This window comes from Massilia suwonensis (assembly GCF_042655665.1).
In the GTDB taxonomy this organism is placed as follows: Bacteria; Pseudomonadota; Gammaproteobacteria; order Burkholderiales; family Burkholderiaceae_D; genus Telluria; species Telluria suwonensis.
The window spans coordinates 68,620-79,148 of the sequence record NZ_JBHSMR010000004.1; the positions used below are offsets into that span (position 1 = coordinate 68,620).

The 10,529-nt window shown below is 58.2% G+C and carries 9 protein-coding genes; 8 read left to right on the top strand and 1 reads right to left on the bottom strand.

The window, feature by feature from the left end:
- Positions 1-244 precede the first annotated feature (244 nt).
- From ACFPQ5_RS02970 to ACFPQ5_RS02985, 4 genes are read left to right on the top strand one after another with little or no spacing between them, the layout of a single operon-like run.
- Positions 245-1,993 (top strand): 2Fe-2S iron-sulfur cluster-binding protein, encoded by a 1,749-nt coding sequence (locus ACFPQ5_RS02970; protein WP_379751760.1) that lies wholly within the window; start codon positions 245-247, stop codon positions 1,991-1,993.
- Positions 1,993-2,733 (top strand): hypothetical protein, encoded by a 741-nt coding sequence (locus ACFPQ5_RS02975; protein ID WP_379751762.1) that lies wholly within the window; start codon positions 1,993-1,995, stop codon positions 2,731-2,733. Before ACFPQ5_RS02970 ends, ACFPQ5_RS02975 begins: the two co-directional genes overlap by 1 nt.
- A gap of 1 nt (position 2,734) precedes the next feature.
- The gene (locus tag ACFPQ5_RS02980) at positions 2,735-3,649 is read left to right on the top strand and encodes a cytochrome c3 family protein (RefSeq protein WP_379751764.1); all 915 of its coding nucleotides are present in this window, start codon (positions 2,735-2,737) and stop codon (positions 3,647-3,649) included.
- 59 nt (positions 3,650-3,708) lie between these two features.
- On the top strand, positions 3,709-3,996 hold the full coding sequence (locus ACFPQ5_RS02985) for a hypothetical protein (RefSeq protein WP_379751766.1): 288 nt from the start codon (positions 3,709-3,711) through the stop codon (positions 3,994-3,996).
- A gap of 1,219 nt (positions 3,997-5,215) precedes the next feature.
- Here the strand turns inward: ACFPQ5_RS02985 and ACFPQ5_RS02990 are convergent.
- Positions 5,216-6,085, bottom strand: coding sequence for a hypothetical protein (locus ACFPQ5_RS02990; RefSeq protein WP_379751768.1), 870 nt, complete (start codon positions 6,083-6,085; stop codon positions 5,216-5,218).
- A gap of 840 nt (positions 6,086-6,925) precedes the next feature.
- On the opposite strand from ACFPQ5_RS02990, the gene ACFPQ5_RS02995 reads away from it, so the two are divergent.
- The 4 genes from ACFPQ5_RS02995 to ACFPQ5_RS03010 all read left to right on the top strand — a co-directional run bounded on the left by ACFPQ5_RS02995 (position 6,926) and on the right by ACFPQ5_RS03010 (position 10,518).
- Positions 6,926-7,579, top strand: a complete 654-nt coding sequence (locus tag ACFPQ5_RS02995) for a PEP-CTERM sorting domain-containing protein (RefSeq protein ID WP_379751770.1) — start codon at positions 6,926-6,928, stop codon at positions 7,577-7,579.
- 42 nt (positions 7,580-7,621) lie between these two features.
- The gene (locus tag ACFPQ5_RS03000) at positions 7,622-8,344 is read left to right on the top strand and encodes a DUF305 domain-containing protein (RefSeq protein ID WP_379751772.1); all 723 of its coding nucleotides are present in this window, start codon (positions 7,622-7,624) and stop codon (positions 8,342-8,344) included.
- Positions 8,345-8,733: 389 nt separating this feature from the next.
- Positions 8,734-9,135, top strand: a complete 402-nt coding sequence (locus tag ACFPQ5_RS03005) for a hypothetical protein (protein ID WP_379751774.1) — start codon at positions 8,734-8,736, stop codon at positions 9,133-9,135.
- Between the two features lie 75 nt (positions 9,136-9,210).
- The gene (locus ACFPQ5_RS03010) at positions 9,211-10,518 is read left to right on the top strand and encodes a TolC family protein (protein ID WP_379751776.1); all 1,308 of its coding nucleotides are present in this window, start codon (positions 9,211-9,213) and stop codon (positions 10,516-10,518) included.
- Positions 10,519-10,529: the final 11 nt, after the last annotated feature.

Here is a 10,529-nt window from a genome sequence, read left to right on the forward strand (position 1 = left end):
TTTTTGGGGAGCGATGACGGTTTCGCTACCGGTGTTCGCACAAGCTGACGCATCGGAGCATGCATCCCATCATCCGGCAGGCGCCGCGCCGGCCGTAACACCGTCGACAATTGGGGGGGTGAGTCAGACAATGACCGCTCGACAGCCGCCCGACCCACGGCTACGTCAACCCGCGCCGGGTGCGCCCAGCAGTCCATCTCCTACACCAGCAGAGGCTGGCATGCCACCAGATGGTATGCCAGCCATGGGCAAAATGATGGAAGGTATGATGGGTGGAATGGGCCAGGGGTGTTGTGGCGGCGCGGGCACTGAACTGTATCCCTTGATGATGAGTTTGTCATCGATGTCGCCCGAGCAACGTTTACAGGTACAACGCCTGTCGGCAGCGCGCATCGGTGAGGGCAAAGCCTTGGTTCAGCTAGGCCAGCAACGGCTTTTCGCAGCAATCGCGTCGGGTGACCACAAGGTGGCTGCCGAAGCGATGCAGCAGTTGCGCGATGGGCTCGGGCGAATTGGGAGCGGCGCCGCAGCACACAAGGTGCTGGCCGAGGGCACCCGCCCGCAGGCTACTGCGATGCGTTGGTTCAAGGGCGAAATGAACCTTGGCCCGGTTGGGGATGGAGAGTCAGGCATGGCATCGGAGCGCCTTTCACTGATGCACATAATTGCAATGGCCTTACTGGTCGGATTTGCCATCGCCATGATCACGATGTACTTCTTCAAAATGCGGCGCACGGCTTCCCTGTTCGGCCGAATCGAAGCCGGTTCCGAAAAACCACCTCCGGGAGCAGCCCCGGCGCTGGGTGGTACTCTCGCACCCAACGGTCCCAACCGGCCAGATACCGGGACTTTACCGGTCGTCCCCGGCGACCCGGCCCAGAAGGTGGGCTCCGCGCGTCCACCGGCTCCAATGGCCAGCCCTTCATCGGAAGACGCATCACCGTCGCTTCCAAACGCTAAATGGCACGGCCTTCTTCGTGTCATCCAAATTATCGCCGAAACGCCAACGGTAAAAACTATCCGGCTTGGCCCCGCGGCCGATGCGGCAACACTACCGTTCACGTTTTTGCCCGGGCAGTTTCTCAACGTCGCGTTTTTCATCGGTGGCGCGCGTATGAACCGGTCATACTCGATTTCCTCGTCGCCAACGCAGCGCGCTTATCTCGATCTGACTGTCAAGCGTGAGCCCAGAGGCGCCGTGTCGCGGCATATCGATGACCTGCTCAGGGAGGGCGACGAGCTCGAAGCCAGTGGCCCGATGGGACGCTTCACCTTTACCGGCGCGGAAGCGAACAGCATTGTCCTGGTTTCCGGCGGCGTCGGCATTACGCCGATGATGAGTATCTCGCGTTACCTCACCGAGCAATCGTGGCCGCACGACATATTTTTCATCTATGCCGGCCGTTCGCCCGCCGATTTCATTTTCGCGAGCGACCTCGGCCTGCTGGAGCGGCGCAATCCACGGCTTCACGTCGCTGTCATCATGGAACATCCCGAGGGAAGCAACTGGCTGGGCCTGACCGGGCGCTTGAGCATGGCGGTGTTGTCGCAAGTGGTACCGGACATTACTTCGCGCAGGGTTCATATGTGCGGCCCCCCGGTCATGATGGACGCCGTCCGATCCCTGCTGCTCGAACTGAAAGTTCCGGCAGAACAGATTAAAACAGAAGATTTCGGTACGACGGCTCCGGTGCCAGGGGCTGGCTCAAACAGGTTTGCCGCAGCGGCAACCGGACCGCTTGTCAACTTTTCGGAAAGCGGCAAGTCAGCGAAAATTCACGTGGACCAGACGCTGTTGGAGTTATCGGAGGAACTCAACATCGGGATTGAATTTTCCTGCCGTGTCGGGACCTGCGGAATATGCAAGGTGAAGCTTACCGCAGGGGAGGTGGACATGGCCATCGATGACGCGCTCGATGCCGGTGACAAGGAAAACGGCATTGTTCTGGCCTGCCAGGCCAAGCCCAGGGGCCCCATCACGGTGGAGGCTTGATGGAACAGAAGCAGAATAACGAGCGGCTCGTCGTAACTGGCGTCGTAGCTCTGTTGGTGTTGAGCTGGCTCGGCTTTTTCCTGCACCGGTCGCCGCGCTTTCCGGGCAGCGGCCTGGGGACGATTGTTGGCGTCGCCGCCGCGCTCCTGATGCTTGTGCCGCTCGCGTACACCGTATGCAAGCGGATGACATCTGTTCGCGCACTTGTTAGCCAGCGCATTTCACTGAAGTCGCTGATGACGCTGCATGTGTATGCAGGGCTGTTAGGACCACTTTTAGCGCTCATGCATACGGCCCACAAATTCGACAGCTGGCTGGGCGTTGCACTGGCCACAGCGATGCTCCTTATTGTCATCAGCGGCTACGCAGTTCGTTACCTCTCAGCTTTCGTTACACACGAAATCAAGGATAAATTGCTGCTGTTGCAAACTGCCAGGGGTGACCTAGATAACGCGTGGGGGCAGCTCGACGCCACCCCCTCTTCAATTCGCATTGCTTCGGAATCTGCCATAGGTCAGCCAGTCGGCGTGCCAGCGACATCTGCCGACGCTGCACATCGGGTGACCCTTATCGCTGAAGCCGTCGTCGATCTCGAGTACTCAATCCGTCTTCACGAACTGTTAAAAAGGTGGTTCGCGGCTTCCCTTAAGGTGCACATTGTCGTGTCAGTCGCCTTCTACGCCTTATTGATTGCGCACATCGGCGCCGCGGTGCAATCCGGCTTTCGTTGGTGGTCATGACATGAACAAGACCACATACCTTGCCGCTGCCATGATTGCCGTGCTTCTCGTTGCCGCCCTCGGCTTCGATTGGAAAACCGGACATTTCCAGGTCCGGCAACGCTGGCAGCAGGCTGTCGTTCCGGGACCGCTCTCGCAATCGCACGCGTTTTTGGAAAAATCCTGCGCCGCTTGCCACGTGCCTGTCAAAGGGGTCGAACCAGCACTTTGTATCTCGTGCCATGCCGATAACACGGCACTCCTGCAACGTCAGCCAACGGCATTTCATGCAAATATCCAGATTTGCAGCGGCTGTCATACGGAACACCAGGGTGCGATGCGAATGCCGACGACCATGGACCACGCCGTGCTGGTCAAAACCGCCCGACATGAGAGTAAGACGGAACAGCCAGACGCTGGCGGTAGCAACGGTGAACTCAGCGTGTCAGACATTGAAACGATAAATTCGGTATTTGCGAAAGCGCCCAGTGTCGAAGCTAAACCGCGATCCCCTTCGATTGCGGCCCCACAGCCGGTCGAGCCATGCGTTGCAACCGGCGACTGCCACTGGTCTCAAGTCCCCAATGCACTCAACCTGCCCGCCTCGCATGCGCGGCTCGTTGCCAGTGAAGCGAACCTTAGCTGCATCAGCTGCCATGCAACCAAGGACCGGCATCAGGGAATGTTTGGCACAAATTGCCTGCAGTGTCACACGACGACCCAGTGGACGGTCGCCCAATTTCGGCACCCATCGGTCAACTCAACCGTATGCGCCCAGTGTCATACGCCGCCGCCGAGTCACAGCATGATGCACTTTTCCATGATGTCGGCGCGTATTGCAGCTCAGCCAAACGCGAAAGTGAACCAGTGCTACCTATGCCACCAGACGACCTCCTGGAACGATATCAGGGGCGTCGGCTGGAAGAAGATTCACTAAAGTGCGAAATATTCAAAATTTCGCTCGACCGTTTACTCACCACCGAAGGAAATTCCATTATGAAAACCGTCCTGTTAATCAGCTTTTTAATGAGCTGCAGTCTGTCGCAGATTACGTCCGCTCAAAACACGCCTGCTCCAGCTCAGCCTGGGATGGGCATGGGAATGGGTATGGACAAAATGCCGATGCCGATGAAGAAGGATGCAGCCAAGCCGGGCATGGCCATGGAAGGCACACCGATGGGCACGGATAAGCAGATGGCAACAATGCAGGGAGCACTCCCGGTTGCCTTAGTCGATCCTGGTATTGATGTTAACGCCTCTATTTTCCTGATAGAAGAGCCATAGAGACAGTACCCAAGGAAGTGTGAATAGCAACAGAAGCCACTTGAAATCCGAGCCAATGATGAAGTTGACCATAGCCATGAAGCCGATTGAGGTCAGTCCAGTTACGGCGACAATCCAAGCAACGCCGGCCGTCCTGTTGCGAAAACTAGTCTTAGCAAGATAACAGGTAAGAAGCCCGGTCGACGCCATATAGCCGCCGAGTACAAAAAACACACGTGGTAGCCACAGAAGTAGTCCGGGGAAGCCATCGCGGATCTGTTCAAGAGAGGTCCCCATATAACGAGCGTCTTCTGGCAGCAGCGGTGGGCGCACGAACATGAAATAGAAGCCTATACCTACCAATATGACACCACCCAGGCTTAGCACGTTCGATGAGTTCCGCAGATATCGCGCTGACCTTTTTATCGTTGCACTGTGCACGGTACTTTCCAATCCCTTAGGCGGAGGTACCCACAGCAGCGAGCGTCAGCAAGCATGAAGCCAGGCTGATCACAGGGCCGAGTCATTTGAACTCCTGTGTATCGGCCCGCAGCACGGGTAGACGCTTTGCAGTATGCGCGTATTCGTTCCAGAGTGTGTAAAAACGCTGACGCACGCGAATTTACTGGCAAGCTCGGCCGGTTAAAACGGGCACTGCGACTTTCCTGGAGAAGGCGCAATGGCAGAGCGACTTTCAGAAGCATGTCGTCCGCGCGTTTTAACACAGCCTGGTGCGGAAACAGACACGTTATCCCGCCGTCAGCGGGCCGCATTTCAAAGCCGGCTTGGCACTGGAAAAATCGCTGTTGGCGCGTGGATAAACAGTACGACATCCGAGCGTGAGTCCTGCCGCAGCACCTGGAGGGCTGCGGTAAAGCGGCTTGCGGGCGCATGGCCGATGATATCGACCGGATTGGCATGCGACCAGGTTGAGGGCGGCAGCTCGTCGAGCCGGGCTAGCGTGGGCGCGGACAGGGCTGCAGGCTACCGCCACGGCAAACGAGCTCATTGGTCGCCATGGCTCCGGGACTGCCGCCATTGTTCAGGATGGCCATTCGCTCGCGCCGGAGTAGATGCGCGCAAGCCAGGGCTTACACCGCGTCGAACCACTGGGAAGGACCTGGTTCAGATACAAGGGCGCCGGAATTGATGCCCCGGCCGCACCCACGCCATGGAAAGGAACAAAAAAGCGAGGCAGAATCGCCTCGCTCAACCTTTCAGTTACAGGCTTCCGGGAGAATTAATGGCTGTCCCAGTACTGGCGGCGGTGGTCGCAGCTCGGGCAGCTTGCCGCCGCCTCGTTGGTCCAGAACACGTGGGTAAGCGTGACGGAGCCGTCGTCGTTGTGGCGCTGATACGTCGACGCGCGACCGTTCGCGGACTGCTTCATCAATGCACCCCAGCTGTTCGGATCGTCGCTGATGTCGACGTTAGCGCCGCCTTTCGCCGCCGAGCCCACCGGCCCTGGTGTCGCAGCCACCGTGCTGGTGGAGTCGAGGTGCGAGTAAATGCTGTTCAGCAAGGAAAAGTCGTGCGCGTTAGGCTTCGTGCTCACGGTACTGGTGGCGTACGCACCCGTGTTGGAAAAGTAATCCATGCACGAGTTCTGCGAGCTGCCGTCCTCGGACTGGTGGCCCAGGCCGAAGGTGTGCGCCACTTCCTGGCACATCACGTGTTCGCGTTCGTTGACGTTGTTGTACGTCGTCGTGTTGAAGTAGGTGTCGTTCATCTTGGCGGTGCCTTGGGTAATGTGGTCGCCGTTAATGTTGATCGACGCCAGGCCAAGCCAGCCATTATTGCCGTACGACGCATTGCAGACCTGGGTAGTGCCGGGCACCATTTTGCACGTCCTGGCCGAGGTGCCGCCGCCAACGATCGCCGTGAGGGCCGGGGTGTTGCCAGCGTTCCAGTCGTTCGACGTCTGGGACAAACGCGCCGTCCACGCGCTGGTGGTCAGGTTGTTGCCGAGCTTCAGGGTGAACTGTGGCGTCGAACGGGCCCAGTGGTAGTTGCCCCATGCGTGGTTAGCGAGGGCGAGGTTGCTGGCCGAGATGCCTGCTGCGCCGATAGCAATTGCGAGTGCCAGGCGCTTGAATATCTTTTTCCGCATTACAATTTCCTCTCATTTTTATAGACGAATTGAAAATACATATATCAAGATACTGCTCAGGCAGACTAACTTAACACTTGTAAAGATCAAAACAGTTTTAACGATATTTATTTTTCTACCACATCGGCGATCGTCGGCGCGGTGCGGACCGCGACCGACCGCGCCCGGGTATTTTTTGAACACAATATGGAACTGGAAAGCGACTGGACTAACGCCGTCGAGCGACGTGATCGACCAGCTGCGGTAGGGGTAGCTGAACCCGGTTCTATACCGGGATATGGGCCGTTGACTATCGGTATCGTGCGCATCCCGCTTTGCGGCCCTGTTACAGTTTTTGCATGGTCGCACTCCTACGCAAAATTTTCTGGTGTTTGTGGTTTCTGACGGTCGCATATCATGGTTATGCGAACGCAGTCGTTACGTGCCAGACAATGCAGATCGAGCCAGGCGCTGCCGGCGGTGATTGCCCCGAAATGAAAGGTAAGGCTGCTGCCACAGACGACGACTGTTGTTGCCGGGGCGACCAGCTTTGCTGTTCAAGCGCGGTCGTTCCCTACGCGCCGATTCCCTCTCCTCCGCCACTGAGCGCGCCATCGATCCCTCCGGACCAATGGCGCCCGCTGCTGTCCCAGTTCTCCAGCTACATCCCTCCAGTTCTCGATCCGCCCCCTCGTGCCTGACCCGGGAGAGATTTTCGCCACCTGAGCCGTAACCGGGCAGGTCCGCGTCTCGCTCCGACCGAACACAAATTTCGACCGACAACGCTGCAAGTTCACCGCTCCGTGTGCGTGGGCTCGCCGGCGTTCGCCTGAACGATTTATTTATTTATTGGGGTAGAACATGAAACGAATACCTGCTTCACTCAAGCAGCCGCTTCTGGCCGCACTTCTTTTTTCGCTTGCACTTAGCGCCCGGGCTGACATCACCGTCGTCACTGACGAGTCCTTATTCTTGTCCGCCTTGTCCGGATCCGCCGTTGACAGCTTTGACGACCTCTTGCCTGAGGAACTTGGCTCGCCGTTGCCGCGGCTGGCCGGCGCCTACCGGTACCAGGTTTCTACCGGCCCCGGCGATGGCGGATTTTTTCCTGTTCTGAATGGCAGCGACGTATATCTGGCCCCGACCCTTGCCGCTGACGTGGTCACGTTCAGCGGCTTTGGCCCTGGCGTTTTTGGTTTCGGCGGCCGCTTCTTCGCCACCGATGCCTACGGCGGATACATCCCGGACAGGTCGATCGAGCTGACAGCAATGAACGGCACCGATAACGCGACCTACACTCTGACTGGATCGTCCCCGTCCTCTTTCCTTGGGTTCCTGTCGTCGAGCCGCCTCACGGAGATCGCGATGCGAACCACTAACGAGCAAGGGAACGTCTACTGGGCAACTGCGAACAATGTTGTCGTGGCCGTTCCCGAACCATCTACCTACGCCATGTTCGGCGCCGGTATTGCCGTGCTCGCCGCCAGACGCCGGCGACGCGCTTCCCGTACTTGAATCGAAACTCCGTTGTCATTCATTCCATCCAAGGAGCAAAACATGAAAACCGCAATCAAGAAGATGAACTCTCGTTCTGTCGTGGCAGTGTCCCGCGCTTGTGCGCGTGGCGCCGTATTAGGCCTGAGCGTGCTCGCCGCCACTGTCGGCGTGGCGCATGCAGACGGTCCTGGACGAGGCAGTACTGCGCAGTTCGAAAAAAGTTACCTGGTCTTCATCATCAATCATCATTATTCGGCGCTGCGCATGACCGAACTCGCCGCTGGCACTGATCCTATGCGTGACGCTCAAGTCGTGGCGCCGCAAGAGGGCACATCGCCAACGCCCGGGTTCGGCGCAACGCTACCCAAGGCCAGCGATGACGAAATCAGGTCGATGGCGCGGATGGCCAACCGTGAACAACGTGAGGAGATCGGCCGTGCCCAGCGCTTTCTACGTGAGTGGTATGGGATTCAGTATCAGCCCCAACTCACCCCGGATGGGCGCCGAATGATTGCCATGCTCGAGGGGACGGCCGCCGGGGCCCAGTTCAACCAGGTCTTCCTGCGATCCTTCAGTAATCACCATCTGAGTGCACTCGCGCCGAGCTTGCACTGCACTGTGAAGAGCGACCTTAGCCATGACGGGCTCCGAAGGTACTGCGAGAACATCGTCATCGTCCAGAAGAACGGTATCAACGATATGCGAGAGATGCTCTGCAAGAATTTTTCTGACTGCGGATTCATCCCGATGACCGGCGACAAGCGTAAGGACTACGAGTTCTAAGCACAAAATCAGGCTGGAATCCCCGGCGAGGGATTCCAGCCTCCTCGATTTCTAGTGTCGTGCTGCTTTTCATCATCCGATCGGCGATGAGCAAGGCTGAACTGATTCACTGCTTCGCTGCCCGAAAGACAGGTAATGCCATCGATCTGATCAGGTCGGAAAGTGTTGTCTGGTTTAATAGGTCGCTGGAACCGTTGGGCTATGAACTGACGGCGAAGCTGAGGCAAGCGATTACATGCGAGGGAGCAGTCGAGCCGTTCCAACCCGGTTCATAGTAACCGGTCCCTACGACAGCGGCGACAGCTCACCTTGCCCTGTTGTCACATTTCCGTTGTTTAAGGTTGGCGTAATTGACAACGACATCCTCGGGCTCTAGACTGCCCCTGACCATGAGACTTTCCCGCACATCTCGACTGATTGCCGCAACAATTGTGCTGTTCAGCATATTGTTTATGCAGCTTGCTGTGTCGGCATACGCATGCCCAGTGCTGAAGCCGGGACATGACGATCGGTCGATCTCGTCGGTGCAGGTGAAGCAAGCGGAAATGGTCGCATGCGAGGACATGGATATGGAACAGCCCAGCCTGTGCCATGCTTCCCACCAGACAGACAAGCAATCGCTGGACAAGCCGACGACGCCACCCCTTGTGCCGTTCGTGGCGGTTGGGTATGGGCTTCCGGTAAGCCTGAACACATTACTGTTCCCGTCTAGCGGTTCGCCGGTTCCCTCCTTCCTTACCTACGCGACGGCACCGCCAATAGCCATTCGCAACTGCTGCTTCCGCATTTGATCCTCCAGTCTGCTTGACTCCTCATCGCTGCGCTCTTGCTGCCGGCGATGCTACTCAATGCATTCTGGAGGTTTCATGTCGTCCCCACGTTCCATTGCGCCACGCATGGCGCATCCTTCGGCTGCCCGATCCATTCGCGCAGTCTTACTTGTTGTATCGATTGTCATGGGCAGGGGTGCGTTTGCCACCGAAACGCCTTTGACTCTGGCGCAAGCCCAGCAACGCGCCGTCGAGCGATCGCGAATGCTGGCAGCAAAAGATTATGCTGCACAGTCCTCACGGGAGATGTCAGTTGCGGCCGGCCAGCTCCCCGATCCGGTAATGAAGGCCGGTATCGATAACGTCCCGATCAATAGGCAAGACCGCTTCAGCTTGACACAAGACTTCATGACGATGCGACGCGTCGGTGTGATGCAAGAGCTGACGCGCTCCGACAAACGTCGCCTGCGTGCTGAACGATTCGACCGCGAAGCGGAAAAATCGATTGCGGAAAAGGCGGCAGCGACGGCGACAATCGAACGCGAGACCGCACTGGCCTGGCTGGACCGTCACTACGCCGAAGCCATGTCGACCGCACTTGCGGAGCAGATCGATCAGGCGAAGCTGGAGATCCAAGCGGCTGAGTCGGCCTACCGGGCCGGTCGCGGCAGCCAGGCCGACATCTTCGGTTCACGCAGCGCATTGGCGGCCCTGGAAGACAAGGCAAGCGATATCAAGCGCCGCATCAGCAACGCAAAAATCGCACTGGCACGCTGGATCGGCGACGCGGCGGAGCAACCGCTGGGTGACAAGCCCGCGGTCGATGCCATCCGCCTCGACGAGGCCACACTCGACACGCAGCTTGAACACCACCCAGAACTTGCAGTGCTGGCCAGGCAGGAAGACATCGCAGTCAGTGAAGCGAATCTTGCAAGGGCCAACAAGAAAGCGGACTTGAGCGTCGAGGTGGCGGTGCAAAAACGGGGCCCGGGGTATTCGGACATGCTGTCGATTGGCCTTTCGGTTCCCCTGCAGTGGGACCAGAAAAACCGGCAGAACAGGGAGCTGTCCTCGAAGCTGGCCCAGGTTGAACAGGCAAGAGCCGAACGCGAGGACACGTTGCTGGCCCATGTTGCGCAAGTACGTGCCATGTTGAACGAGTGGCATACGAACCGGCAGCGGCAGGTCCGCTATGAGAAAGAACTCACTCCTCTGGCCAATTCACGAACAACAGCGACCGTTGCCGCCTACCGGGGCGGAAAGGCCGCGCTGGCGGACGTTCTCGCCGCTCGGCGCAGTGAAATCGACGTGCGCCTGCAGGCTTTGCAGCTCGGGCAGGAAACCGACCGCCTGTGGGCGCAGCTGAATTTTCTCTTTCCCCAAAACGGCGGACCCGGCCACTGAAAAGCCAGGCG

Bases quoted from the DNA above. Each gene is read 5' to 3' on its own strand.
- ACFPQ5_RS02970 (WP_379751760.1), top strand. From the start codon at position 245: ATGGGCAAAATGATGGAAGGTATGATGGGTGGAATGGGCCAGGGGTGT.
- ACFPQ5_RS02975 (WP_379751762.1), top strand. From the start codon at position 1,993: ATGGAACAGAAGCAGAATAACGAGCGGCTCGTCGTAACTGGCGTCGTA.
- ACFPQ5_RS02980 (WP_379751764.1), top strand. From the start codon at position 2,735: ATGAACAAGACCACATACCTTGCCGCTGCCATGATTGCCGTGCTTCTC.
- ACFPQ5_RS02985 (WP_379751766.1), top strand. From the start codon at position 3,709: ATGAAAACCGTCCTGTTAATCAGCTTTTTAATGAGCTGCAGTCTGTCG.
- ACFPQ5_RS02990 (WP_379751768.1), bottom strand. From the start codon at position 6,085: ATGCGGAAAAAGATATTCAAGCGCCTGGCACTCGCAATTGCTATCGGC.
- ACFPQ5_RS02995 (WP_379751770.1), top strand. From the start codon at position 6,926: ATGAAACGAATACCTGCTTCACTCAAGCAGCCGCTTCTGGCCGCACTT.
- ACFPQ5_RS03000 (WP_379751772.1), top strand. From the start codon at position 7,622: ATGAAAACCGCAATCAAGAAGATGAACTCTCGTTCTGTCGTGGCAGTG.
- ACFPQ5_RS03005 (WP_379751774.1), top strand. From the start codon at position 8,734: ATGAGACTTTCCCGCACATCTCGACTGATTGCCGCAACAATTGTGCTG.
- ACFPQ5_RS03010 (WP_379751776.1), top strand. From the start codon at position 9,211: ATGTCGTCCCCACGTTCCATTGCGCCACGCATGGCGCATCCTTCGGCT.